General features: G+C 72.0%; 23 protein-coding genes. 15 read left to right on the top strand and 8 right to left on the bottom strand.

What is annotated here, in order from left to right; genetic code table 11:
• Positions 1-36 precede the first annotated feature (36 nt).
• From ACZ7DY_RS19425 to ACZ7DY_RS19415, 3 genes are all read left to right on the top strand, one after another.
• Positions 37-1,644 carry a sensor histidine kinase gene (locus tag ACZ7DY_RS19425; RefSeq protein WP_471136882.1) on the top strand — a complete coding sequence of 536 codons (1,608 nt, stop codon included), beginning with the start codon at positions 37-39 and terminating at the stop codon, positions 1,642-1,644.
• Positions 1,641-2,837: a PP2C family protein-serine/threonine phosphatase gene (locus ACZ7DY_RS19420; RefSeq protein WP_471136880.1), complete on the top strand. Its 1,197-nt coding sequence runs from the start codon at positions 1,641-1,643 to the stop codon at positions 2,835-2,837. Before ACZ7DY_RS19425 ends, ACZ7DY_RS19420 begins: the two co-directional genes overlap by 4 nt.
• A gap of 63 nt (positions 2,838-2,900) precedes the next feature.
• A complete protein-coding gene (locus ACZ7DY_RS19415; protein ID WP_471136878.1) occupies positions 2,901-3,806 on the top strand; it encodes a HipA family kinase in 906 nt (301 codons plus the stop codon).
• A 74-nt stretch (positions 3,807-3,880) separates the two neighbouring features.
• On the opposite strand, the gene aceB is transcribed toward ACZ7DY_RS19415, so the two are convergent.
• Both aceB and ACZ7DY_RS19405 read right to left on the bottom strand, forming a co-directional pair.
• Positions 3,881-5,500: a malate synthase A gene (gene aceB / locus ACZ7DY_RS19410; protein WP_471136876.1), complete on the bottom strand. Its 1,620-nt coding sequence runs from the start codon at positions 5,498-5,500 to the stop codon at positions 3,881-3,883.
• 225 nt (positions 5,501-5,725) lie between these two features.
• Positions 5,726-6,400, bottom strand: coding sequence for a nucleotidyltransferase family protein (locus ACZ7DY_RS19405; RefSeq protein ID WP_471136874.1), 675 nt, complete (start codon positions 6,398-6,400; stop codon positions 5,726-5,728).
• A gap of 237 nt (positions 6,401-6,637) precedes the next feature.
• On the opposite strand from ACZ7DY_RS19405, the gene ACZ7DY_RS19400 reads away from it, so the two are divergent.
• Positions 6,638-6,925 carry a DUF5955 family protein gene (locus ACZ7DY_RS19400; protein ID WP_471137690.1) on the top strand — a complete coding sequence of 96 codons (288 nt, stop codon included), beginning with the start codon at positions 6,638-6,640 and terminating at the stop codon, positions 6,923-6,925.
• A 105-nt stretch (positions 6,926-7,030) separates the two neighbouring features.
• Here ACZ7DY_RS19400 and yczR read toward each other — a convergent pair whose 3' ends face one another.
• Entirely contained in the window at positions 7,031-8,509 is a 1,479-nt protein-coding gene (yczR, locus tag ACZ7DY_RS19395; RefSeq protein ID WP_471136872.1) for a MocR-like transcription factor YczR, read from the bottom strand.
• A 132-nt stretch (positions 8,510-8,641) separates the two neighbouring features.
• Here yczR and ACZ7DY_RS19390 point away from each other — a divergent pair, with 132 nt between their 5' ends.
• Complete coding sequence (locus ACZ7DY_RS19390) at positions 8,642-9,193, top strand: universal stress protein (protein WP_471136870.1); 552 nt, start codon at positions 8,642-8,644, stop codon at positions 9,191-9,193.
• A 28-nt stretch (positions 9,194-9,221) separates the two neighbouring features.
• Here the strand turns inward: ACZ7DY_RS19390 and ACZ7DY_RS19385 are convergent, their stop codons facing one another.
• Positions 9,222-10,037, bottom strand: coding sequence for an IclR family transcriptional regulator (locus ACZ7DY_RS19385; RefSeq protein WP_471136868.1), 816 nt, complete (start codon positions 10,035-10,037; stop codon positions 9,222-9,224).
• A 359-nt stretch (positions 10,038-10,396) separates the two neighbouring features.
• On the opposite strand from ACZ7DY_RS19385, the gene allB reads away from it, so the two are divergent.
• Together allB and alc are read left to right on the top strand one after the other, a co-directional pair.
• Complete coding sequence (gene allB / locus ACZ7DY_RS19380) at positions 10,397-11,770, top strand: allantoinase AllB (RefSeq protein WP_471136866.1); 1,374 nt, start codon at positions 10,397-10,399, stop codon at positions 11,768-11,770.
• A 2-nt stretch (positions 11,771-11,772) separates the two neighbouring features.
• The gene (gene alc, locus ACZ7DY_RS19375; RefSeq protein ID WP_471136864.1) at positions 11,773-12,888 is read left to right on the top strand and encodes an allantoicase; all 1,116 of its coding nucleotides are present in this window, start codon (positions 11,773-11,775) and stop codon (positions 12,886-12,888) included.
• Positions 12,889-12,976: 88 nt separating this feature from the next.
• Here the strand turns inward: alc and ACZ7DY_RS19370 are convergent, their stop codons facing one another.
• Positions 12,977-13,717, bottom strand: a complete 741-nt coding sequence (locus ACZ7DY_RS19370; RefSeq protein ID WP_471136862.1) for an SDR family NAD(P)-dependent oxidoreductase — start codon at positions 13,715-13,717, stop codon at positions 12,977-12,979.
• Between the two features lie 234 nt (positions 13,718-13,951).
• Between ACZ7DY_RS19370 and ACZ7DY_RS19365 the strand changes: the two genes are divergently transcribed.
• Together ACZ7DY_RS19365 and ACZ7DY_RS19360 are read left to right on the top strand one after the other, a co-directional pair.
• Positions 13,952-14,860, top strand: a complete 909-nt coding sequence (locus ACZ7DY_RS19365) for a DMT family transporter (protein WP_471136860.1) — start codon at positions 13,952-13,954, stop codon at positions 14,858-14,860.
• Positions 14,861-14,963: 103 nt separating this feature from the next.
• Positions 14,964-15,401 (top strand): guanyl-specific ribonuclease, encoded by a 438-nt coding sequence (locus ACZ7DY_RS19360; RefSeq protein ID WP_471136858.1) that lies wholly within the window; start codon positions 14,964-14,966, stop codon positions 15,399-15,401.
• Between the two features lie 45 nt (positions 15,402-15,446).
• Here ACZ7DY_RS19360 and ACZ7DY_RS19355 read toward each other — a convergent pair whose 3' ends face one another.
• Positions 15,447-15,653: a hypothetical protein gene (locus ACZ7DY_RS19355; RefSeq protein ID WP_471136856.1), complete on the bottom strand. Its 207-nt coding sequence runs from the start codon at positions 15,651-15,653 to the stop codon at positions 15,447-15,449.
• Between the two features lie 159 nt (positions 15,654-15,812).
• Here ACZ7DY_RS19355 and ACZ7DY_RS19350 point away from each other — a divergent pair, with 159 nt between their 5' ends.
• From ACZ7DY_RS19350 to ACZ7DY_RS19335, 4 genes are all read left to right on the top strand, one after another.
• A complete protein-coding gene (locus ACZ7DY_RS19350; protein ID WP_471136854.1) occupies positions 15,813-17,114 on the top strand; it encodes a sensor histidine kinase in 1,302 nt (433 codons plus the stop codon).
• Complete coding sequence (locus ACZ7DY_RS19345; RefSeq protein ID WP_471136852.1) at positions 17,111-17,791, top strand: response regulator; 681 nt, start codon at positions 17,111-17,113, stop codon at positions 17,789-17,791. Before ACZ7DY_RS19350 ends, ACZ7DY_RS19345 begins: the two co-directional genes overlap by 4 nt.
• Before the next feature lie 62 nt (positions 17,792-17,853).
• A complete protein-coding gene (locus ACZ7DY_RS19340; RefSeq protein ID WP_471136850.1) occupies positions 17,854-19,065 on the top strand; it encodes a cytochrome P450 family protein in 1,212 nt (403 codons plus the stop codon).
• Between the two features lie 111 nt (positions 19,066-19,176).
• Entirely contained in the window at positions 19,177-19,569 is a 393-nt protein-coding gene (locus ACZ7DY_RS19335) for a PaaI family thioesterase (protein WP_471137688.1), read from the top strand.
• Between the two features lie 49 nt (positions 19,570-19,618).
• On the opposite strand, the gene ACZ7DY_RS19330 is transcribed toward ACZ7DY_RS19335, so the two are convergent.
• Positions 19,619-20,641 carry a Gfo/Idh/MocA family protein gene (locus ACZ7DY_RS19330; RefSeq protein WP_471136848.1) on the bottom strand — a complete coding sequence of 341 codons (1,023 nt, stop codon included), beginning with the start codon at positions 20,639-20,641 and terminating at the stop codon, positions 19,619-19,621.
• A 115-nt stretch (positions 20,642-20,756) separates the two neighbouring features.
• Complete coding sequence (locus ACZ7DY_RS19325) at positions 20,757-21,851, bottom strand: aromatic ring-hydroxylating oxygenase subunit alpha (RefSeq protein WP_471137686.1); 1,095 nt, start codon at positions 21,849-21,851, stop codon at positions 20,757-20,759.
• A gap of 353 nt (positions 21,852-22,204) precedes the next feature.
• Here ACZ7DY_RS19325 and ACZ7DY_RS19320 point away from each other — a divergent pair, with 353 nt between their 5' ends.
• Together ACZ7DY_RS19320 and ACZ7DY_RS19315 are read left to right on the top strand one after the other, a co-directional pair.
• Positions 22,205-23,878, top strand: a complete 1,674-nt coding sequence (locus ACZ7DY_RS19320; RefSeq protein ID WP_471136846.1) for an AMP-binding protein — start codon at positions 22,205-22,207, stop codon at positions 23,876-23,878.
• Between the two features lie 80 nt (positions 23,879-23,958).
• Complete coding sequence (locus tag ACZ7DY_RS19315) at positions 23,959-25,176, top strand: acyltransferase family protein (RefSeq protein ID WP_471136844.1); 1,218 nt, start codon at positions 23,959-23,961, stop codon at positions 25,174-25,176.
• The last annotated feature ends 226 nt before the right edge of the window (positions 25,177-25,402 follow it).

Raw genomic sequence — 25,402 nt, 5'->3', positions numbered from 1 at the left:
GATCCCTGACGGCCGAGAACCGGAGGAGCCCACACGATGACCGGCGACGAGAGACCACCGCACCCGCGGGGACTTTCCGCGTGGACGACCCTGCGCTGGCTCCGCGTGGGCGTGGCAGGTTCCCTGACGGTACTGGCACTGCTCGGAGCGGTGGGCACCTGGGTCCTTGGCAGGAGCCAGTCCATCAGCGACGACCTCGTCGACGTGCGCTCTCCCGCGGTGATCACCGCGATCCGCCTGGAGTCGGCCCTGCTCAACCAGGAGACCGGCATCCGCGGCTACGGACTCACCGGAGCGCCGGAATTCATCACCCCGTACGAGAAGGGGCTCGCCCGGCAGAAGGCGGAGTCCCGGCGTCTCACCGCGCTCCTCGACGGCGACCGGGCCGGCCTGGCCGACCTGAAGAGGGTACGGACCGCCGCCGAGGCCTGGCAGCGGCGGATCGCCCGGCCGATCGCCGCCGAACCGTCCGGCGCCCCCTCCGAGCTGGCCATCCGCCGGGCGGCGGAGGGCAAGAAGACCTTCGACGCCGTGCGCAGTGCCCTCAGCGGCCAGCAGGACCACCTGCGCGCGGACCGCGCCCGGGTCAGGGACGACCTCGAGGCCACCGTGGCCCTGCGCAACTGGGTGTTCGGCGCCATCGGGGTGCTCATCGTCGCCCTCGCGGGACTGGTCTTCGAAGGCCTGCGGCGCGGCATCAACCGGCCGCTGGAACAGCTCGGCACGGACGCCCGCGCCATCGCCGGAGGTGATTTCGAACACCCCATCACCCCGACAGGCCCCGCCGACCTGCGGCACCTGAGCGTCGAGATCGACTTCATGCGCCGGCGGCTCGTACGGGAACTGGCCTTCGCCGAGGAGGCGCGCCTGCGGCTGGACGCGCAGACCGCGGACCTCCAGCGCTCCAACGCCGAGCTGGAGCAGTTCGCCTATGTGGCCTCCCACGACCTCCAGGAACCGCTGCGCAAGGTCTCCAGCTTCACCCAGCTCCTCCAGCGCCGCTACGGCGGCCAGCTCGACGAGCGCGCCGACCAGTACATCGACTTCGCGGTCGACGGCGCGAACCGCATGCAGATCCTCATCAACGACCTGCTGGACTTCTCCCGGGTCGGACGGATGCACAACACCCACCAGAGCGTCGACCTGGGCGAGGTGCTCGACCAGACGCTCTCCGCGCTGAGCGTCTCCATCGAGGAGTCCGGGGCGGTCATCACCCACGACCCGCTGCCGACCCTGATCGCCGACCCCACGCAGATGGGCATGCTCTGGCAGAACCTGATCGGCAACGCCGTCAAGTTCCGCCGCCCCGACGTCCCGCCGAAGATCCACGTCACGGCGGCCCGCGACGGCGACCTGTGGTCCTTCACCGTCACCGACAACGGCATCGGCATCGCGCCGGAGTACGCCGACAAGGTCTTCGTCATCTTCCAGCGGCTGCACACCAAGGACGCCTACAGCGGCAGCGGCATCGGCCTCGCCATGTGCAAGAAGATCGTCGAATTCCACGGCGGCACCATCGGCATCGACACCGACCACCGCGACGGCGCCCGCATCGCCTTCACCCTGGCCCCGGAGCCCGCCGAGACGCCCGACCTCACGGTCCTGCCCGAGGCGACCCGCTCCGACCTGGAGCAGGCCCGATGACCGCGGTCACCGCGCTGGGCCCCCAGGAGGCCGCCGACGAGCCGGTCTACCGCATCCTCCTGATCGAGGACGACCAGGGCGACGCGCTGCTCGTCGAGGAACTCCTCCACGACACCGGGCTGCGCTTCGAACTCACCACCCGCACCACCCTGGCCCTGGCCCGCGCCGAGCTGGCCGCGGGCCGGACCGACTGCGTCCTCCTCGACCTGCACCTGCCCGACGTCTCCGGCATCGACGCGCTCGTCGGTGTCCGGGCCGTCGACCCGCACACCGCGGTCATCGTGCTGACCGGCCTCTCCGAGGCGCAGGCCGGCGCCGACGCCATGGGCGCGGGAGCCCAGGACTACCTCGTCAAGGGCAAGGTCGAGGCGGAACTGTTGCGCCGCACCGTGCGCTACGCCGTCTACCGCAGCAAGACCGAACGCGCCAACTCCGAGGCGCAGGCGGCCAAGTTGCGCGCCGAGGAGAACGCCCGCCTGGAACGCGGCCTGCTGCCCCAGCCGATGCTCGACACCTCCACGGTACGGGTGACCACCCGCTACCTGCCGGGCGCCGCCCTCACCCTGCTCGGCGGTGACTTCCTCGACGTGGTCGAGGGAGACGACGGAGTGCTCCACGCCGTCGTCGGCGACGTCAGCGGACACGGCCCCGACGCCGCCGCGCTCGGCGTCTGCCTGCGCATCGCCTGGCGTTCCCTCATACTCGGCGGCCACCGCGGCGCCGACCTGCTGCACCTTATGGAACGCATCCTGATCGCGGAGCGCGGCAGCCGGCACCTCTTCGCCACCTGCACCCTCCTCACCCTCGACCAGGACGCGGCCACCGCCACCCTCCACCTCGCCGGCCACCACGAGCCCCTCCTGACGACGGCCGAGGGCACCCGCGAACTGACCGCCGCCCACGGCATCGCCCTCGGCATCGCCCCCGGCCTGCGCGGCTGGCCCGCCACCGTCATCCCGCTCCCCGCCGACGGCGCCCTGACCCTGTACACCGACGGCCTCACCGAAGGCCACAGCGGCCCCGGCGACGAACGCCTCGGCGTCGAGGGCCTGCTCACCCTGATGGAGAACCTGCCGCCCGCGGACCCGGCGGCCCACGTCGACCTCCTCATCAAGGAGACCCACGCCCTGAACGCGGGCCGCCACTCCGATGACCTGGCGGTACTCCGCCTGGACTGGGGCAGCGGGGGCTGACACCACGCTGGATTACGATGGACACTCCCTGCCGGAGGCCAGAGAGTTGGGCGGCTCGAGAGAATGCTGACCGAGGTCACCGCGACCCGCTACGTGGAACCCCTGCGCACCGGTGGCTCCGTCCCCGGTGTCGTCGAGGCCGACGATCTGGGTACGTACGTCGTGAAGTTCACCGGGTCCGCCCAGGGCCGCAAGGCGCTCGTCGCCGAGATCATCGTCGGTGAGCTGGCGCGCCGGCTCGGGCTGCGCTTCCCCGAGCTGGTCCTCGTGCACTTCGACCCGGCGGTCGCCGCCGACGAACCGCATCAGGAGGTCCAGGACCTGCTGCGCGCCAGCGCCGGGCTCAACCTCGGCATGGATCTGCTGCCGGGGGCCAAGGACTTCACCCCCGAGGCCATCGACGTCGACCCGCTGGAGGCCGGCAAGGTCGTCTGGCTCGACGCGCTCACGGCCAACGTCGACCGCACGGTGCACAGTTCGAACCTGATGATCTGGCCGACGTTCGGCGTCCGGCCGCCGCGGCTCTGGCTCATCGACCACGGCGCGGCCCTGGTCTTCCACCACCGCTGGGGCGCGTCCGCCCCCGACAAGGCGTACGACTTCCGGCACCACGCCCTCGGGGTGTACGGGCCGGACATGGCGGCGGCCGACGCCGAGCTCGCGCCGCTGGTCACGGAGGCCGTGCTGCGCGAGATCGTCGGCCTCGTGCCCGACGCCTGGCTGGCCGCCGAGCCCGGCTTCTCCTCGCCCGCCGAGGTCCGCGAGGCGTACGTCGGCCACCTGCTGGCCCGCGCCCGCGCCTCGGCGGCCTGGCTGCCCACCTGCTTCCCCAGCAGGGGCGAGCTGGCGGCCGCGGACGCGCGCCGCGCCGCGGCCACCGAGAAGGGCCGGCCCGACTGGCTCAAGCGCGTTCCCGACCTGCACGGGAAGCCCGCGGCGGAGCAGGACTGGTCGCGTCACGTGGGCTGAGGCGCGGCCCGGGATGCCACTTGGCCCCCGGCGCTGTGCGGTGCCGGGGGCCAGGTGGTGACGGTACGGGAGACTCAGCCGAGCTGCTCGTAGGCCGGGAGGGTCAGGAAGTCCGCGTAGTCCGCGTCCAGGGAGACCTGGAGGAGGAGGTCGTGGGCCTGCTGCCACTTGCCGGCCGCGAAGGCCTCGTCGCCGATCTCCTCGCGGATCGCGGCGAGCTCCTGCGCGGCGACCTTGCGGGCCAGGTCGGCCGTGGCCGTCTCGCCCGTCTCGAAGACGACGCCCGCGTTGATCCACTGCCAGATCTGCGAGCGCGAGATCTCGGCGGTGGCCGCGTCCTCCATGAGGTTGAAGATGGCGACGGCACCGAGGCCGCGCAGCCACGCCTCGATGTAACGGATGCCGACCTGGACGGCGTTGACGAGACCGTCGTAGGTGGGCTTCGCGTCGAGGGAGTCGATGGCGATCAGGTCCTCGGGCGCGACCTTCACCTCCTCGCGCAGCCGGTCCTTCTGGTTCGGCTTCTCGCCGAGCACCGCGTCGAAGGACTTCATGGCGATCGGGACCAGGTCGGGGTGGGCCACCCACGAGCCGTCGAAGCCGTCGCCGGCCTCGCGGTCCTTGTCGTTCTTGACCTTCTCGAACGCGACCTTGTTGACCTCCGCGTCCTTGCGGGACGGGATGAAGGCGGCCATGCCGCCGATCGCGTGCGCACCGCGCTTGTGGCAGGTGCGGACGAGGAGTTCGGTGTACGCGCGCATGAACGGCGCGGTCATCGTCACGAGGTTGCGGTCCGGCAGGACGAACTTCTCGCCGCCGTCACGGAAGTTCTTGACGATGGAGAAGAGGTAGTCCCAGCGGCCCGCGTTCAGCCCCGAGGCGTGGTCGCGCAGCTCGTAGAGGATCTCCTCCATCTGGTACGCGGCGGTGATCGTCTCGATCAGGACGGTCGCGCGGACCGTGCCCTGCGGGATGCCGACGTAGTCCTGCGCGAAGACGAAGATGTCGTTCCAGAAGCGGGCCTCCAGGTACGACTCGGTCTTCGGGAGGTAGAAGTACGGGCCCTTGCCGAGCTCGATGAGGCGCTTGGCGTTGTGGAAGAAGTACAGGCCGAAGTCGACGAGCGCGCCGGGGACCGGCTTGCCGTCGACCTGGAGGTGGCGCTCGTCCAGATGCCAGCCGCGCGGCCGCATGACGACCGTGGCGAGCTCGCCGGCGTCCTTGAGGGCGTACGACTTGCCGGTGCGCTCGTCCGTGAAGTCGATGCGGCGCTCGTAGGCGTCGGTGAGGTTGAGCTGACCGAGGACCACGTTCTCCCACGTGGGGGCCGAGGCGTCCTCGAAGTCGGCGAGCCAGACCTTGGCGCCCGAGTTGAGGGCGTTGATCGTCATCTTGCGGTCGGTCGGACCGGTGATCTCCACGCGGCGGTCGTTCAGCGCGGCCGGGGCCGGCGCGACCTTCCAGGAGTCGTCCTCGCGGATCGCCGCGGTCTCCGGGAGGAAGTCCAGGGTGGAGGTGCGGGCGATCTCGGCACGGCGCTCGGCTCGCCGGGCGAGGAGTTCGTCACGCCGGGGCGTGAACAACCGGTGCAGCTCGGCCACAAAGGCGAGGGCCGCGTCGGTGAGCACCTCTTCCTGCCGGGGCAGGGGCTCTGCGTCGACGATGGCCAGCGGCGACGGCGCTAGTGCGGACATGAGCTGTCACTTCCTTCAGAGAGCTGCACGGACGGTGCCGGGCGAGCCGCCGGGCAGACGCGATGGCACTGGGTGCCACAGGAGCCGAGGTGCGACTGTGGGCCCCGTCCGAGATAACGGGCCTTCTGGTCAGTGGATACTAGTTTCCTCATAGTGGAAGTTCAATGGTTTGTTGATGTCGAGATTCTTCTCGTCGACAGAACGTGTCGCTGAGTGCCACCCCGGTCACTCCACGTGGGCCGGTGTTCCGGGCGCCCCGGGGGGCGCCGTGATCCCGGTCTCGAGGCGGCTCAGATCCTCGGCCGTGTCGATGTCGTACGCCTCGGCCACGTCCCCGCACTCGACCAGCTCGATCTCGCGGGCGTGCTCCCGCAAGTAGTCGCGCGCCCCCCGGTCGCCCACCGCGAGCGCCTCGATCCCGGCCCAGTGCGCGGAGCCGAACAGGACCGGATGGCCGCGCCGCCCCTCGTACGCCGCCGCCGCGAGCGTCGAGGGTGAGCGGTAGGCGGCGCGCACCCGGCCGGTGGCCAGGGCGCCGATGCCGGGCTGGTCCACGAGCGAGACCAGGGCGGCGGCCGCGTCCGTGCCGCGCAGTGAGCCGAGGCCGGCCCGCAGCGAGGACCCCATGCCCTCCTCCCACTCGGGGTTGTCGACCAGGACGCAGCCGGGGAGCGAGGCCCGCGCGCGCACGGCGTCGGCGGACGCGCCGAGGACGACGTGCACCCGTGCGCACCCGGCCTCGCGCAGCACCCGCACGGCGTGCTCCACCAGCGGCCGCCCCCGGTGCTCCAGGAGGGCCTTCGGCCGCCCGCCGAGGCGCCGCCCGCCGCCCGCGGCGAGCAGCAGCCCGACGACCTCCTCCGGTCCGTCGGCCCGCGCGTTCATCGCTTCTGTCGTCATGTCTCCTGGATACACCCGACGCGGCGGCCTCCGCGCCCGCCCGCCTCGCGTACGCGTCACTTCCGCCCCAGGTCCCACAGCGTTCACAAAGTGGCGCTTCCCTATCGGGAACGGTTTACTGACCCGCGGTCCCCAGGTGCCTGACCAGCACCACGGGGCCCAGGGAACACGCACGAGAACGGCGCACGGAGACGTGCGAGGGGGAGAACTGTGTTGCGGAGTGTGGAGCAGAGACGGATGAGCGGCGGCGACGAGGACCCGCGGGTGGCGGAACTGCGTACCGCCGTGGCCCGGCTGCGCCGTGAACTCGCCGCGCATCCCGCGGAGTTCGCGGACCGCGGCATCGCGGAGGAGGAGCTGGCGGCCCTCGCGGAGATGGCGTACGGAGACGCCCCCGAGATCCCCAGGATGCGCAGGTCCCTGCTCCTGGTGGCGGGCGCGATCGGCTCGGTCAGCGCGCTCTCGGCCGGGCTCGCCGGGGTGCGGGGCGCGGTGGAGACGTTCGGGGAGCCGGAGAGGCGCTGAACGCGCGGGACGCGACGCACATCACATGCCGCCCCGCGTCCGGCGTCGCTTAGGAGACCGGCGAGCCACCGGCCCCGACCGCCCCGAGCGCGAGCGGCGTCGGCGTCACGCCACCCAGTGGCGGCCGTTCACCTCGTCCTCGGTGGCGCCGGTGGCGCGCAGGTCGCCCGCGAGCGCGGCGGCCAGCCGCCGGACGGCCTCTTCCAGCTGGTCGGAGGGGAGGGTGAACGGGACGCGGAGCCGGTTCTCGTGCGTCCCGGGGTCCGCGCCGAAGCGGGAGCCGCCCTCGATCCGTACCCCCTGCGCGAGCGCCGCGCGGGCCAGCGCGGAGGCGATCGGTCTGCCCAGGTCCACCCAGAGCGAGAGCCCGCCCGGCGGCAGCTGCCAGCGCCACTCCGGCAGGTGGCGGCCGAGCGAGGTGGCGAGCGCGTCCCGCTGGGCCCGCAGCCGCGGCAGCCGCTCGCGCAGCACGTCGTCCATGCCGCGCAGCAGATGGAGCGCCATCAGCTGCTCGATGACCGGCGTCGCCATGTCGCTCGGCACGCGTTTCGTCGTCAGCTCGGTGATCAGCCCCGACCCGGCCCGCACCCAGCCGATCCGCAGCCCTCCCCAGTGCGTCTTGCTCAACGACCCCACGGTGACGACCTGTTCGCCCGTCCCGTGCGGCGCGAGCGAGGCGAAGGGAGCGGGCGGCGGACCGTCCAGGGCGATGTCCGAGATGGTCTCGTCGATCAGCAGCCAGGTGCCCGTGGCGCGGGCCGTCTCCAGGACGCGCACCCGCTGCTCGCGCGGCATCAGGCTGCCCGTCGGGTTCTGGAAGTCCGGTACGAGATACGCGATGCGGGGCGCCGCCTGCCGCAGCGACGACTCGACGAGATCGCTGTCCCACCCGTCCTCGGTGACCGGTACGGGGACCGCGCGCAGTCCGGCGCCGCGGATCGCGTCGAGGGCGTTGGGGTAGGAGGGGTTCTCGACCAGGACGCGGTCGCCCTGCCTGCCGAGCAGGGAGAGGGAGAGCGACAGGGCGTGCTGGGCGCCGGTGGTGATCAGGATCTGGTCGGGCAGCGTGGGCAGTCCGCGCCGGGTGAACCGGTCGGCTACGGCGGCCCGCAGCGCCGGCAGCCCGTACGGGTGGTAGCCCGGCGTCGGCGCGTGCTCGGCCAGCATCGCACCGGCCGCGGCGAGGGCCGCGCCGAGTTCCGCCTCGGGGGCGCCGGGCGCGGCCACCGCCAGGTCGAGGACGTCGTCGCCGGCCAGGAAGGCGGCCACGTTGGACGGGCGGCGCCCGTGCGGCAGTTCGGTCCAGGTGCCGGCGCCGCGGCGGCTGCGCGCGAAGCCGCCCTCGCGCAGGACGTCGTAGGCCGCGGTGACGGTGGCCCGGCTGACGGTCAGCGCCGAGGCCAGCTCGCGCTCGGCGGGGAGCCGGGTGTGCAACGGGATGCGGCCGTCGAGGAGCAGGGTCCGCACGCCCTGGGCGAGCGCGCGGTAGCCGGGGTGCTCGCCGGTGATGCCGGTCAGCAGGCCGGCGAGACCGCGGCTCCCGAGCCTCCTGTCCACGGTGTGGACCACACGTGCGTCATCCATGCCAACTCCCGTTGATTGGCCCTGCTCCCCAGGCCAATCAGCGTACAGACTCCCCCTCATGGAGCTTCGGACAGGAGCTTGTGACGACTTCTTTGGCGGCTGCGGCCACTTTGGCCCGGGGAAGGTGTACGGATGTCAGCGCGTGGAGCGGATGCGGGAGCGGGGCGCGTCGTGGTGGGGGTCAGCGGTTCACTCGCGAGCCTGGCGGCGCTGCGGGCGGGTGCGGAGCAGGCGCGGCGCGGGGGCGGTGTACTGCTCGCGGTGCTGGCCTGGGAGCCGCCGGAGGGCGAGGGGTTGTACGCGCGCCGCCCCGATCCGCAGTGGGCCCGGCACTGGTGGACCGAGGCCGGGGCGCGTCTCGACGGCGCCTTCGACGAGGTCTTCGGCGGTGCGCCGCCCGGCGTGGAGGCCGAGCGCCGGGTGATCAGGTCCCGTCCGGGCCCTGCCCTGTGCGACCTCGCGAGCGGCCCGGACGACCTCCTTGTCCTCGGCACGCGCCAGGCCGCGCACGGCGTGAGCCGCACCCAGCGCTACGTCCGTACGCACGCGTCCTGCGCCGTCCTCACGGTCCCGGCGCCCGCGGCGCCGAAGGGCTTCCGCCGGACGCTGCGCAGGATGACCCCGGACGACTTCGCCCTGGTGGGCCCCACATTCCAGAAGGCGACCCACCCGAACCCCGGGTGACGGCGCGCCCGAACCCCGGGTGACCGCGTCAGGAACCGGGCCCCGCGCTGACCAGAGCCGCCGACAGCTCCACCGCCACCTGCTGCAGCACCGGCACGATCTTGTCCGTGGCCGCCTCGGTCACCCGGCCCGCGGGGCCGGAGATGGAGATCGCCGCGGCGGTGGGGGAGTCGGGCACCGGCACGGCAAGGCACCGGACACCGATCTCCTGTTCGTTGTCGTCGACCGCGTACCCGGTGCGGCGGACCTCTTCGAGGGCTGCGAGGAAGCCCTCGGGAGTGGTGATCGTCTTCTCCGTGGCGGCCGGCATGCCGGTACGGGCGAGCAGCGCCCGCACCTCCTCCGGCGACGCGTGCGCGAGCAGCGCCTTGCCGACCCCGGTGGAGTGCGGCAGGACCCGGCGGCCGACCTCGGTGAACATCCGCATGGAGTGCTTGGACGGCACCTGCGCGACGTACACGATCTCGTCGCCGTCGAGCAGCGCCATGTTGGCCGTCTCGCCGGTCTCCTCGACGAGCCGGGCGAGGTAGGGCCGCGCCCACGTGCCGAGCAGGCGGGAGGCGGATTCGCCGAGGCGGATCAGGCGCGGGCCGAGGGAGTAGCGGCGGTTGGCCTGCTGGCGTACGTACCCGCAGGCGACCAGCGTGCGCATGAGGCGGTGGATCGTGGGGAGCGGCAGGCCGCTGCTTGCGGAGAGTTCGCTGAGACCGACCTCGCCCCCCGCGTCCGCCATCCGCTCGAGCAGATCGAAGGCGCGCTCGAGGGACTGGACGCCACCGCTGGCGGCGGGGGCTTTGGAGGCGGCGATTTCAGCAGGGGCGTCGCTGGCGCTTGACGTCGGCACGGCGCGTTCCTTTCGGTGCTGGCGGGCAAGGATGCAGCCTACCGGTCGGTTCTTCACCAGGACTCTTGCTCGTCCTGCCGTCGTCGCCGGTCAGGGGGTCTTTGTCCCCGTCTTCGCGGGGTTGTCCCCGGACCCCTCGGCGCTCGCGTTGTGCGTAGCTACGTTCTGGTAAGCGGAATTCTAATTCCACGTTGTGGAAACGTCCAGTGCGGACCGGAATGAGAGGAGTACGGGACCGGAGTGCCGAAGCGCACCCTTGACGCCGTGGACGCAAGCGTGAAAACTCCTTCAACAGAACGTTGAATTCCGTTAAGCGGAAGCAAAAGGTCTGTGTAGCGGAACAGAAGAGAGGGGACGCGGTGTCCGGACAGGACGTGGACGTGGACACGACGGCGGGTGCGGGTGTGGAGCTGGTGCTCCGCTCCACCCGTGTCATCACCCCGGAGGGGACCCGGGCCGCCTCGGTCGCCGTCTCCGGCGGGAAGATCGTGGCCGTGGGCGCGTACGACGCCGAGGTGCCGGCCGGCGCACGCCTGGAGGACTTCGGCGACGACGTCCTGCTGCCCGGCCTGGTCGACACACACGTCCACGTGAACGACCCGGGCCGCACCGAGTGGGAGGGGTTCTGGACCGCCACCCGCGCCGCGGCCGCCGGCGGCATCACCACCCTCATCGACATGCCCCTCAACTCCCTGCCGCCCACCACGACGGTGGAGAACCTGCGCACCAAGCAGGAGGTGGCCCGCAGCAAGGCCCACATCGACGTCGGCTTCTGGGGCGGGGCCCTCCCCGACAACGTCCAGGACCTCAAGCCGCTGCACGACGTCGGCGTCTACGGGTTCAAGTGCTTCCTCTCGCCCTCGGGCGTCGAGGAGTTCCCCGAGCTGAACCAGGACCAGCTCGCCGCCTCCATGGCCGAGATCGCCGGCTTCGGCGGACTTCTCATCGTGCACGCCGAGGACCCGCACGAGCTGGACGCCGCCCCGCACAAGACCGGCCCCAAGTACGCGGACTACCTCCAGACGAGGCCCCGCGTCTCGGAGGACACCGCGATCGAGGGCCTCATCGCCGTCGCCAAGCGGATCGGCGCGCGCGTCCACGTGCTGCACCTGTCCTCCTCCGACGCCCTGCCGCTCATCGCCGCCGCCAAGCGCGAGGGCGTCCGGCTGACCGTCGAGACCTGCCCCCACTACCTGACGCTGACCGCCGAGGAAGTCCCGGACGGCGCGAGCGAGTTCAAGTGCTGCCCGCCCATCAGGGAGGACGCCAACCGCGACCTGCTGTGGCAGGCGCTGGCCGACGGCACCATCGACTGTGTCGTCACCGACCACTCCCCGTCCACCGCCGAGCTGAAGACCGACGACTTCGCGACCGCGTGGGGCGGCATCTCCGGACTCCAGCTGAGCCTGCCCGCCGTCTGGACCGAGGCCCGCAGGCGCGGGCACTCCCTGGAGGACGTGGTGCGGTGGATGTCCACCCGTACCGCCGAGCTGGTCGGACTCGACCGGAAGGGCGCCATCGAGGCCGGCCGGGACGCCGACTTCGCGGTCCTCGCGCCCGACGAGACCTTCACCGTGGACCCCGCTGAGCTGCAGCACCGGAACCGGGTCACGGCGTACGCGGGCAAGACTCTCAGCGGCGTCGTGAAGTCCACCTGGCTGCGCGGCGAACGCATTCTGCACGGCGGCGAGTTCAGCGAACCCGCCGGCCGTCTTCTGGAAAGGAACAACTGAACGTGACGGCGATACCTTCCTTCACCGGCGACGCGAGCCCCTACGGCGGCGGCGAGCCCTACGCCGACTACCGCACGGCCGACTTCCCCTTCACCCAGTACGCCAACCTCGCCGACCGGCAGCTCGGCGCCGGTGTGATCGCCGCCAACGACGAGTTCTTCGCGATGCGCGAGAACCTGCTGCTCGCCCACCCGGCCGTGTTCGACCCCGAGCACTTCGGCCACAAGGGCAAGGTCATGGACGGCTGGGAGACCCGCCGCCGGCGCGGCACATCGGGCGAGCACCCGTGGCCCACCGCGGACGACCACGACTGGGCGCTCGTGCGGCTCGGCGCCCCGGGCGTCGTGCGCGGCATCGTCGTCGACACCGCCCACTTCCGCGGCAACTACCCGCAGGCCGTCTCCGTCGAGGGCACCAGCGTCGACGGCTCGCCGACGCCCGAGGAGCTCCTCGCCGACGACGTGAAGTGGACGACCCTCGTCCCGCGCACGCCCGTCGGCGGCCACGCCGCCAACGGCTTCGCCGTCGACGTCGAGCAGCGCTTCACGCACCTGCGCGTCAACCAGCACCCGGACGGCGGCATCGCCCGCCTGCGCGTCTACGGCGAGGTCGTCGCCGACCCCAAGTGGCTCGCCGCGCTCGGCACCTTCGACGTCGTCGCCCTGGAGAACGGCGGCCAGGTCGAGGACGCGTCCGACCGCTTCTACTCGCCGGCCACCAACACCATCCAGCCGGGCCGTTCCCGCAAGATGGACGACGGCTGGGAGACCCGCCGCCGCCGCGACAACGGCAACGACTGGATCCGCTACCGGCTCGTCCAGCAGGCCGAGGTGCGCGTCGTCGAGATCGACACCGCCTACCTCAAGGGCAACTCCGCCGGCTGGGCCGCCCTGTCCGTCCGGGACGGCGAGAGCGGTGAGTGGACCGAGGCGCTGCCCCGTACGCGGCTGCAGCCCGACACCAACCACCGCTTCGTCCTCGGCGCCCCGGTCGTCGGCACGCACGTGCGCGTCGACATCTTCCCGGACGGCGGCATCTCCCGCCTGCGCCTGTTCGGTTCGCTGACCGAGGACGGCGCGGCCAAGCTGGCCGCCCGTCACCAGGAGCTGGGCGGCTGACCCGCCCTTGAGCGTGGGGCGCGCCGGGTGGACAGCCCCGGCGCGCCCCACACCCATGCCCGGACCGCGCCGGCGCCCGGCGGCCCCGCTACGCCGAGTGCCCGCCGTCCACCGTGAGTTCGGTGCCCGTCAGGTACGCCGCGTCGTCGCCGGCCAGATAGCCGACCAGCGACGCCACCTCGTCGGGCGAACCGAACCGGCCCAGCGCGGTGTTCTTCCTCTGCGGCTCGGCGAACGGCCCGTCCGCCGGGTTCAGCTCCGTGTCGACCGGGCCCGGCTGCACCAGGTTCACGGTGATGCCGCGCCCGCCGAGCTCGTACGCCAGCGACCTCGTCAGGCCCGTCAGTGCCGACTTGCTCAGCCCGTACAGGGTGCCGCCGGGACCGCCCGCGTAACGCGTGAGCGCCGTGCCCACGGAGACGATCCGGCCCCCGTCGCGCAGCAGCCCGGCCGCCGCCTGGGAGGCGAGGAACACCGAGCGGACGTTGACGGCAAGCACCCGGTCGACGTCAGCGAGCGTCAGGTCGCCGATGGGGCCGAGTACGCCGATGCCCGCGTTGTTGACCAGGATGTCCAGGCCGCCCAGGTCGTCGGCGGCGCGCTCCACGGAGCCCGCCGCGTCCCCGGCGTCGGCCGCGTCCGCCCGCAGCGCGAAGCCGCGCCGGCACATGGACTCGATCTTCGCGACCACCTCGTGGGCCGCGCCCTCGTCGCGTACGTAGGTGATCGCCACATCGGCGCCCGCCGCGGCCAGGCGCAACGCGATCGCCGCGCCGATGCCGCGGCTGCCGCCGGTGACCAGAGCCGTCTTGCCGTCGAGAGAAGACATGTCCGTACCTCTTCGTGTGATGGTGAGCTTCATGCGCTGAAAAGTGCCGCAATGGGCAAGAAGTGCTTGCGGGTTCAATGAAAGTCGTCCGGCGGCGCGACGGCTGGCGGCTATCGGACGCGGATCTCCGCCCCACGCGGGGACTTCCTGCCGTGATCTTGGGCCGGTACGGTGTGCGCTCCGCGTGCGAGCCGCCGAAGTCTCCACACCGGCCCGCCCGTTGGAGACAGCCCCGTGTCGACGCTCGCCACCCCCGCCGCGCTCGCCCCGCGCCGCACCTGGCACACCGATCTGCCCGTCCTGCTCGTCGCCGTCGTCTGGGGCGCCAGCTACCTCGCGGCCAAGGGCATCACCACGACCCACACGGTCGTCGCCGTGCTCGTCCTGCGCTTCGCGCTGGTCCTGCCCGCGCTCGTGGCGGCCGGGCTGCGCCCGCTGCGCGCGCTGACCGGGGCGCAGTGGCGCGGGGGAGCGGTCCTCGGGCTGATCCTCGGCGGGATCTTCCTCCTGGAGACCTACGGGATCGTCCACACCTCGGCGACCAACGCCGGGCTCATCATCAGCCTCACCATGATCTTCACGCCGCTCGCCGAGGCCGCCACGGAACGCAGGCGGCCACCGCGCGCCTTCCTGGCGGCGGCGGGCCTCTCCGTGCTCGGGGTCGTCCTGCTGACCCAGGGCGCGGGCTTCACCCGGCCCTCCGCCGGTGACCTGCTCATCCTGCTCGCCGCCCTGGCCCGCACCGCGCACGTCCTGGCCATGTCGCGCCTGCGGGCGGTACGGGGCGCCGACTCCCTGTCCCTCACGACCGTCCAACTCGGTACGGCCGTCACGGTGTTCGCCGCCCTCGCCGCGGCCGGCGCAGGGGAGCCGCCGTGGTCGGCCGCCGCCGGGTTCGGCGCGGGGGAGTGGGCGGGACTGCTCTTCCTCTCGGTGTGCTGCACACTCTTCGCCTTCTTCGTGCAGATGTGGGCGGTGCGCAGGAGCTCGCCCTCCCGGGTCAGCCTGCTGCTCGGCACGGAACCGCTGTGGGCCGCGGTCACCGGCATCGCGCTAGGGGGCGAACGGCTCGGGGTCGCGGGGCTGGTGGGAGGCGTGCTCGTCCTGGCCGGGACCAGTTGGGGGCGGCGGGCGGTCCGTTGAGCGGGCGACCCGCGGCCGACGGTGTGACCGACCCGTGAACTCCCGGAAAACTTCACAGACTTGACGTTGACACGCCAACCTCTACGCGCGTCACACTGGGCGCATGCGAATCCCCCCACGAAGCCGATTCCTCGGCGCCACCGCCCTCGCCGCCGCGCTCCTCGTCGGCGGCCCCGCAGCGGCCGGCGCGGGCGCCGCCCCGGCCGCCCCGTCCGCGTACTCCGTCTCCCACACCGCCCCCCGCTCCGCCGCCGCGGTCGGCGACATCTGCTACTCCGCGCTGCCCTCCCAGGCCCACGACACGCTGGACCTCATCAAGGCGGGCGGCCCCTACCCGTTCCCGCAGGACGGCACCGTCTTCCAGAACCGCGAGAACGTGCTGCCGCGGCAGAGCTCCGGCTACTACCACGAGTACACCGTCATCACGCCCGGCTCGGACGACCGCGGCGCCCGCCGCATCGTCACCGGCGACAAGAGCCAGGAGGAGTACTACACCGCCGACCACTACGCCTCGTTCGACCTCGTCGACCACGGCTGCTGAACCGGCGGACCACAGCGGCGCCCCTGCCCCACGGCGGGGGCGCCCTCACCCCTGAGGGCGGCTCTGCGCGGCGGCGAGGAGCGCGCAGGCCAGCACGATCAGCGTCACGCTCGCATAGGTCTCGTAACCGTCCAGGAAGCCGAGACGCTGTACCAGGCCCCAGCCGCGCAACGCGCCGGTGACCCTGTTGACCAGCCCGGCCACCCCCTGGAGCAGCAGGATCACACCGAGGAACTCCAGTAGCCGCTTCATGGAGAAGATCCTCGTCCCGGCGCTTTCCCGCGGGCATCGGCCGCGGGGCGCTGATCTCCCCGCGGCGCGGGTCCGAAAGTCGGTGACCTGGGCGACTTTGGTCGACGATCGCGCCCGGGACGCGTCGAGGGCCTCTCCGGGTGCGTAGATTTGTCGACCATGAGCGGCACAGATCCCACGCGACGGCCCGAGCCGAGGGCGGAGCCCGCGCCGGCGCCGGCGTCCGAGCCGGTGCCCGGTCGCGGGCCCCTGGCCGGCAGCCCGTGGGCACTGCCCTCGGCCGTCGCCCGGGAGTTCGACCCGAGCCGGGCGACGGGCCGGGCCCGGCGCACCGCACGCGACTGGTTCGTCGACTTCTGCTGCTTCGGCGCCGCCGTCCTCATCGGCCTGATCGGCGCCGACTCGGTCAGCGGGAACCCGCACGTCTCGCAGGGCGCCGCCGAGCTCGACCAGATCCTCGGCGCGCTCGCCTGCGCCGCGGTCTGGCTGCGCAGGCGCTGGCCGGTCGGGTTCGCCCTCGCGATGGTGCCGGTCGGCATCGCCTCCGACACGGCGGGCGGCGCGATCGCGGTGGCGCTCTTCACCCTCGCCGTGCACCGGCCGTTCCGGTACGTGGCGTGGATCGGCGGCGCCTCCATCGCGGCGGTGCCCCTCACGTACTGGCTGCGGCCCGACAGCGAGATGCCGTACGGGGTCGCCGTCGGCTTCGGCGTGGTGGTGAGCGCGGCGGTCATCGGCTGGGGCATGTTCGTCCGCTCCCGCCGCGAACTGCTGCTCAGTCTCCGCGACCGGGCCGTCCGCGCCGAGAACGAGGCGGCTCTCCGCGCCGAACAGGCGCAGCGGCTCGCCCGCGAGGACATCGCCCGCGAGATGCACGACGTGCTCGCCCACCGCCTCACCCTGCTCAGCGTGCACGCGGGCGCCCTGGAGTTCCGCCCCGACGCGCCCCGCGAGGAGATCGCCAGGGCGGCCGGCGTCATCCGGGAGAGCGCCCACGAGGCCCTGCAGGACCTGCGCCAGGTGATCGGCGTGCTGCGCGGCGGCGGCACGGACGCGTCGGGCCGCCCGCAGCCCACGCTCACCGCCCTGGACGCGCTGGCCGCCGAGTCCCGCGAGGCGGGCATGAAGGTCGTCCTGGACAACCGCGTCGCCGACCCCGCGGCCGTCCCCGCCGCCCTCGGCCGCACCGCCTACCGCATCGCCCAGGAAGGCCTCACCAACGCCCGTAAACACGCGCCGGGCGCCGAGGTGACCGTCACGGTCGGGGGACGGCCGGGCGAGGGCCTGACCCTGTCCGTGCACAACCCCGCGCCGCCCGGCCCGGTACCGAAGGTGCCCGGTTCGGGGCAGGGGCTGATCGGCCTCGCCGAACGGGCCGCGCTCGCCGGCGGCAGGCTCTCCCACGCGCGGGGGGCCGACGGCGGATTCCACCTGGAGGCCTGGCTACCGTGGGCGTCATGAAACCGATCAGGCTGCTGCTCGTCGACGACGATCCGCTGGTGCGCGCCGGGCTCTCCTTCATGCTCGGCGGCGCGGACGACATCGAGATCGTGGGTGAGGCGGGCGACGGCACCGAGGTGGCACCCCTGATCGGCGAACTCCGGCCCGACGTCGTCCTCATGGACATCCGCATGCCCACGATGGACGGCCTCGCCGCCACGGAGGCGCTGCGCCGGCGCCCCGGCGCGCCCGAGGTCATCGTCCTCACCACGTTCCACGCCGACGAGCAGGTGCTGCGGGCGCTGCGTGCGGGCGCCGCCGGATTCGTCCTCAAGGACACCGCCCCGGCCGAGATCGTGGCCGCGGTGCGCGCGGTGGCGGCGGGCGAACCGGTGCTCTCGCCGACGGTGACCCAGCAGCTGATCACCCAGGTGACCGGCGTCGACCCGCAACTGGACCGCAGGCGCCGGGCCCTCGACCGGCTGGCGGAGCTCGGCGAGCGCGAGCGCGAGGTGGCCGTCGCGGTCGGCCGCGGCGGCTCCAACGCGGACATCGCGGCCGAGCTCTTCCTGAGCGTCGCCACGGTCAAGGCGCACGTCTCCCGGATCCTGACCAAGCTGGACCTCAACAACCGCGTGCAGATCGCCCTGTTGGCGCACGACGCGGGCCTCCTCGACCAGGACGGCCGGGAGGGCTGAGGGGAACCGATCACCTCCACCGGCACGTTGACCACGAAGTGACGCGACCCGGAGGAGACCGCATGGCGCAGAGCATCGACCTGGCGACGTACGGAGAGCGGTTCCGGGAGGACCCGCACTCCGTCTACGCCGACCTCCGCGCCCTCGGACCCGTCCACCGCGTCCGCCTGCCGCCCCCGGAGGAGGACATCGGCGACGACACCTACCTGGTCGTCGGGTACGACGCGTGCAAGGCCGCGCTCACCGCCCCCCGCTTCGCCAGCTCCTCGGGGGTCGCCGGCTTCGCCTTCCACGAGGAGGAGCTGATCGGCACCCACCTGCTGATCGCCGACCCGCCCCACCACACCCGGCTGCGCAGGCTCGTCACCCGTGAGTTCACGATGCGCCGCGTCGAGGCGCTGCGCGCCCGCATCCAGGGCATCACCGACGACCTCCTGGACGCGATGCTCGTGCGGGGCGAGTCGGCGCGGACCCGCAGGGCCGACCTGCTGGAGGCGCTCGCCTTCCCGCTCCCGATCACCGTCATCTGCGAGCTGCTCGGCGTCCCCGACATCGACCGCACCGCCTTCCGCCGCATGTCGAACGGGGTGGTGGCCTCCCCGACCCAGGAGGCCGAGCGCGCCGCCTTCGAGGAACTGGCCGCCTATCTCACCGCGTTGGTCGAGAACAAGCGGTGCTCGGCGCCCGGCGAGGACCTGCTGAGCGCCCTCATCCGCACCACGGGCGACGAGGACGGCGACCGGCTCTCACCCGCCGAGCTGCGCGCCATGGCCTTCGTACTGCTGATCGCCGGACACGAGACGACGGTCAACCTGATCGCCAACGCCGTGCACGCCCTCTTCACCCACCCCGACCAACTGGCCGCGCTGCGCGCCGACATGACGCTCCTGGACGGCGCCATCGAGGAGGCACTCCGCTTCGAGGGTCCGGTGGAGAGCGCCACGTACCGCTTCGCCACCGAACCCACCGAGCTGGGCGGCGTCGTCATACCGGCCGGCGCCGTCGTCCGCATCGCCTTCGCCGCGGCCGACCGGGATCCCGCCCGCTTCCCCGACCCCGACCGGTTCGACATCCGCCGCGCCCCGCAGGGCCACGTCGCGTTCGGGCACGGCCTGCACCACTGTCTGGGCGCGCCGCTGGCCCGGGTGGAGGCGAAGATCGCCCTCGGCTCCCTCCTGGAGCGCTGCCCGGAGCTCGCTCCGGACGGGCCTCCGGGGGAGTGGCTGCCGGGGACCCTGATCAGGGGGATGCGGCGGCTTCCCGTCCGGTGGTAGTAGTCGGGCATGACCGAGCCCTCCACCGCGCAGCCGGCCGACCCCGCCACCGAGGCCCTCGGGCCGCAGCCGGCCGCGGACCAGCCCCCGTCCGACCCCATCGACCTCGCCATGGCCCAGAAGGTCCTGGACGCCCAGCCGTTCAGCCGCCTCGTGGGCGCCCGCGTCACCCGGTTCGGTGAGGGCGCGGCCACCCTGGAGATCGACGTCCGGGAGGAACTCCAGCAGCAGAACGGCTTCCTGCACGGCGGCGTCCTCGCCTACGCCGCCGACAACAGCATCACCTTCGCGGCCGGAACCACCCTCGGTCCCGCCGTGCTGACCTCGGGCTTCTCCATCCAGTACGTGCGTCCCGCGACCGGCGCCGGACTCGTCGCCCACGCCGTCGTCATCCACTCGGGCCGCCGTCAGGCCGTGGTCCGCTGCGAGTTGTCCGCCGTCGGCGCCGAGGGAGCCCAGACGCTGTGCGCGATCGCCCAGGGCACGGTGCTCTCCACGGCGTGAGCGGGAGCCCGGCGCACGCGGCGTACGGTGCGTGAGGGGTTCGGGGGGCTCAGCCCTCGTACCCCTCCGGGTCCTCCGGGATCTCCGCCATCCGCACCGGCCGCCGCTCGCGCCGCGAGAGTTCGCACGCCTCGGCGATCCGCAGCGCGTGCAGCGCCTCACGGCCGTCGCAGGGGTTCGCCCGGTCGCCGCGTACGACGTCGACGAAGGCGGTGAGCTCCGCCTCGTACGCGGGGGCGAAGCGCTCCAGGAAGCCGGGCCAGGGCTTGACCGGCGCGGGCGGCCCCGCGGGCTCCGCGGAGGTGAGGGGCGTGCGCTCGTCCATGCCGACCGCCAACTGGTCGAGCTCCCCGGCCAGTTCCATGCGGACGTCGTACCCCGCGCCGTTGCGGCGGGTCGCGGTCGCCGTGGTGAGCGTGCCGTCGTCCAGGGTGAGGACCGCGGCCGCCGTGTCGACGTCGCCCGCCTCGCGGAACATCGCCGGACCGGTGTCCGAGCCGGTCGCGTACACCTCCGTGACCTCGCGGCCGGTCACCCACCGCAGGATGTCGAAGTCGTGGACCAGGCAGTCGCGGAAGAGGCCGCCGGAGAGCGGCAGGTACGCGGCCGGGGGCGGCGCCGGGTCCGAGGTGATCGCCCGCACGGTGTGCAGCCGGCCGAGCCGTCCCGACCGCACCGCCTCGCGCGCCGCCGCGTACCCCGCGTCGAAGCGCCGCTGGAAGCCGAGCTGCAGCACCGTGCCCGCCGCCTCCACCTCGGCGAGGGCGGCCAGTGTGCCCGGCAGGTCGAGGGCGATGGGCTTCTCGCAGAAGACCGGCAGTCCGGCCCGCGCCGCCCTGCCGATGAGCGCGGCGTGTGCCGACGTCGCCGCCGTGATCACCACCGCGTCCACCCCGGCGGTGAAGACCTCGTCCACCGAGGAGAGGGCCGTCGCGCCGGTGCGGGCCGCGAGGTCGGCCGCGCGCGCGGCGTCCACGTCGGCCGTCACCAGGGACGACACCCCGGGGTGGCGGAGCAGCGCCGCCGAGTGGAAGGTGCCGATGCGGCCTGTCCCGATCAGTCCGATGCGCATGGCCCCACCCTCGCGACGCCGACGACTCCTGTCAATGGTTTGTCCGGACAACAGAACTTTAAGGAGTGACGGGACCGCGGCCGATCCGGCCTCCGGCGCCGGGTGTCAGCGGGTGTCAGGACGTCTCGAGCGCCTTCAGGTACCAGGAGTGAAAGTCCTCCGCTATGTGGTGCTCGTGCGGGACGAGGACGCCGCCGGCTTCATAGACGCTCGACCTCATGTTGAGCTGGCACATCTCACAGACGTCGAAATCCTGCTGGTTCACGCGGTGGAACAGTTCGACGGAATGGTCGAGCCGCGCATCCTCCGGGACGTCTTTCGCGAACAGCCAGTCGCACTCGACGACCGTGCGTTCCGCGGAGACGGGGAAGAGGCGGTGGAAAATGACGTGGTCGGGAACGAAGTTGATGAAGACCTGGGGGTTGATGGTGACCCCCCAATATGTGCGGTCCTGGTCCTCGGTGATGCCGGGGAGTTTGTCGAACCCGCCGGTGCCGTCGATGCTGAACGCTTCCGCGTCGTCCCGGAGCCTGAGGCCGCGTCCCACATAATGCTGGGCCGCGTAACCCTGGACGCATTCGGGGAGGACGCTCGTCAGCTCGGGGTGGATGGAAGCGCAGTGATAGCACTCCATGAAGTTCTCGACGATGATCTTCCAATTGGCCTTGACCGTATAACTGATGCGGCGGCCGACCTTTAGCTCCGCCAGCTGCCAGCTGTCGACGCCCTGTTCGTCGCCGAACCGCCGGGTGATCGCGTCGACGACGGTCTCCTCGAAGGACGGCGGCTCCTCGGTGAGGCAGACCCACACATAACCGAGGTATTCCCGCGTGTGGACCCGCTTGAGGCCCCAGTCGTCGCGGTCCACGTCGGGCATCTTGGCGAGGTGCGGCGCCGCGACGAGCCTGCCGTCCAGGCCGTAGGTCCACGAGTGGTACGCACACCGGATGGTGCGCCTGACCTCCCCATACTTCTCCTTGCAGAGCAGGAACCCGCGGTGCCGGCAGACATTCAGGAAGGCCTGGACCACGCCGTCGTGTCCACGGACCACGACCACGTTCTCCCGGCCCACCTGGGCCGTGCGGAACTTGCCGGGAGTGGGCACGTCCGACACATGCGCGACGGCGAACCAACTCCGGTGGAATATACGGTCCCGCTCCCGCTCGAAGATCTCCGGATCACTGTAGTGGCGACCGGAGGGGGTCGCCATCAGGCTGGGCACGATGGTGGTCACTTCTCTTCCCTTCCGATCCTCGCTGTCGGCGGTGACGGACCACCGGCCAGATCTTCTTGTCGGTGAAGTTTCACCTACTGCCATCTACAGAAGTACCCGGAGTGCCCTCAGGACTCAAGACTTTCCGGACCGCGGCTCCAGGTCCGCAACATGCGATAAAGCCGCCGGGCGCGGCCGCAGTAACTCACCGTGTACGCGGATGAATTCCGGCCGGGAAGCGCATCCGCCATGGGGCATATTCCCGGAACAGGCGAGCAATCCACGAGATGCCCGTCCGAAGGTGGCTGACCAACGCTGGTGGAACTGTCGCCCCCGAGGAGGAATTGAGCATGGTGGAAGATCTGCTCGCCCGAACCGTCCCGGAATCGGGCCAAAGTTATGCACGTGGCGCCGGCGACGTTCCGCTCCTTGAGGAGACCATCGGAGAGAATTTCGACCGGATCGCCGCTTCCTTCGGTGCCCGCGAAGCGCTGGTGGACCACGTGACGGACCGCCGGTGGACGTACGCCGAACTCGCCGACGACGTCGACACCGTGGCCCGCGGGCTCCTCGCGCTCGGGATCACCAGGGGCGACCGCGTCGGCCTGTGGGCGCCCAACTGCGCGGAGTGGACCCTGACGCAGTACGCGACGGCCAAGATCGGCGCCATTCTCGTCACCATCAACCCCGCCTACCGCACCCACGAATTGGAGTACGTGCTCAACCAGGCCGGGGTGCGGCTCCTCGTGGCCGCGAAGAGCTTCAAGACCTCCGACTACGCGAGCATGATCGCCGAGGTGCGGCCCGCGTGCGAGCGCCTCGAACACGTCTTTCTCATCGGGACCGACGACTGGGACACCCTGCTGGCCGGCGGGGCGCACATCACCCCCCGTCAGCTGGCGGAGGCCGCCGCGTCGCTGGACGCCCGGGACCCGATCAACATCCAGTACACCTCGGGCACGACGGGGTTCCCCAAGGGTGCGACGCTCTCGCACCACAACATCCTCAACAACGGTTACTTCGTCGGCGAGTTGTGCAACTACACCGAGGCCGACCGGGTCTGCATCCCCGTGCCGCTCTTCCACTGCTTCGGCATGGTGATGGGCAACCTCGCGACCACCAGCCACGGCGCGTGCATGGTGATCCCGGCCGAGGTGTTCGACCCCGGCGCCACCCTGGAGGCCGTCCACGCCGAGCGCTGCACCTCGCTGTACGGCGTTCCGACCATGTTCATCGCGGAGTTGGCCCACCCGGCCTTCGACTCCTTCGACCTGTCCTCCCTGCGCACCGGGATCATGGCGGGCGCGCCGTGCCCCGTCGAGGTGATGATGCGGGTGATCGACGAGATGGGCATGGCGGAGGTGACCATCTGCTACGGCATGACGGAGACCTCCCCGGTGTCCACCCAGACCCGCGCGGGCGACTCCCTGGAGCGCCGCGTCTCCACGGTGGGGCGCGTCGGCCCGCATCTGGAGGTCAAGGTCGTCGACCGGGAGACGGGCGCCCTGCTGCCCTGCGGCGAGCAGGGCGAGGTCTGCACCCGCGGCTACTCGGTGATGCAGGGCTACTGGGAGCAGCCGGACAAGACCGCCGAGGCCATCGACGCGGACGGCTGGATGCACACGGGCGACCTCGGGGTCATGGACGCCGACGGCTATCTGAGCATCACAGGACGGCTGAAGGACATGGTCATCCGCGGCGGCGAGAACCTCTACCCCCGGGAGATCGAGGAGTTCCTCTATACCCACCCCGACGTCCTGGACGCACAGGTCATCGGCGTACCCGACCCGCACTACGGCGAGGAGTTGATGGCCTGGATACGGATGCGGGAGGGCGCCGAGCCGCTCACCGCCGCCTCACTGCGGACGTTCTGCGACGGCAAGCTGGCGCACCAGAAGATCCCCCGCTACGTGCGCGTCATCGACGAGTACCCGATGACCGCCAGCGGCAAGGTGCGCAAGGTGGAGCTGCGCGAGCTCGCCGCCGACCTGCTGCACGCCGACAGCGCCGACCGCGCCGACTAGCCGGTGAGCGCCTGCGTGCCCGAACGCCGTTTTCAAGCAGCGCATCGCCCGAACTCTCGCCCCCACAGGAGGACTTCGTCATGACCGCCGAACTCGTACCACAACCAGGCACACCGGACTCGCCGCCACCCGCCCCGGGCACGCACCCGCGCCCAGGACGGCGTGCGCCCGGAGGACGGCTGAACTCCCTGACCGGTCTGCGGTTCATCGCCGCGTTCCTCGTCCTCATCGGCCACGCCGCCTACGTGCCCGTGTTCACGGATCCTGGGACGTTCGAGTCCTTCCACACCCGCGGGGTCGCCCTGGGGTACCTCGGCGTCTCGGTCTTCTTCGTCCTCAGTGGATTCGTGCTGACCTGGGTGGCGAAGCCGGGCGACCCCGCGAGGTCCTTCTGGCGACGACGAGCCGCCAAGATCCTCCCCACCCACGTCGTCGTCTTCGTCTTCGGCGTCATCTATCTGCTCGCGCAGGACCTGCCGGTCAAGCCGCTCCAGGCGGCCGCGACGCTGTTTCTGGTGCAGGCATGGCTGCCCGACAGCTCCTTCGTCATCTACTCCGTCAACGGCATCACCTGGTCGATCTCGGTCGAGCTGGCCTTCTACGCGGTCTTCCCCCTGCTCATCGTCTGGGCGCGGCGGATCAGGCCGGAGCGGCTCGTGCACTGGTTCATCGCCGTGGCCGTCGCCGCGCTCGCCGTTCCCGTGTTCTCGTCCCTCGTCCTTGCGGGCCCCGACAGCCCCGTGCTGCCGGGCCTCTCCTGGGCGCAGCTGTGGGTCGGCTACTTCAGCCCGCCCGTCCGCGGCCTCGAACTGGTCGCGGGCATGCTGACCGCCCGACTGATCAGCGAAGGCAGGTGGACGCTGCGCGTGGGCGTGCTGCCGGCGTCGCTCGCCGTGGCCGGGGCGTACGTGCTCGCCCTCTACCTGCCGGTGGTGTACAGCTTCGGCGCGTGCTTCGCCGTACCCGTCGCCGTGCTGGTCGCCGCCCTGGTCACCCGCGACCTGCAGGGCCGGGGCAGCTGGCTCGGGCGCAGGCCGATGGTGTGGCTCGGTGAGGCCGCGTACGGGTTCTGCCTGGTCAATCTGATCCTCCTGTTCTCGATCCACATCGTGCTCGGGAGGCCGGTCATGGGCACCGCGCCCGCGGTCCTGTACCACCTGGGGACGGGGCTGGTCTGCGTCGTCGTCGCGCGGCTGCTGTACGTGTTCGTGGAGATGCCGGCGACGCGCCGATGGGGGCGGAAGCGGGACGCCGTACGGCGCGAACCGAAGGACGCGGCGGCCTCCGGCCGGGTGTGACCGCCGGGCACGGCCGCGGAGGAGCCGTGCCCGCAGCGGTGGCCATCGAGCCCCTCCGGCGCTCTCGCCGAAGGGGCTCATGCGGTGTCGTGGCTGGTCAGAGCCGTAGGCGCCCCGACCGCAGTGCCCGCATTCTTGTCCGGACAACAGAACTTCAGAACTTCCCGTCATCTTCTCCTGGGGCTACGCTCGCCCCGTGTCCAAACCAGTCGCCAAAGCCGCCCGG

This window comes from Streptomyces sp. NPDC037013 (assembly GCF_055607265.1).
The sequence above is the reverse complement of the archived record's forward strand: the minus strand, read 5'-3'. Positions and strand labels throughout refer to the sequence as shown.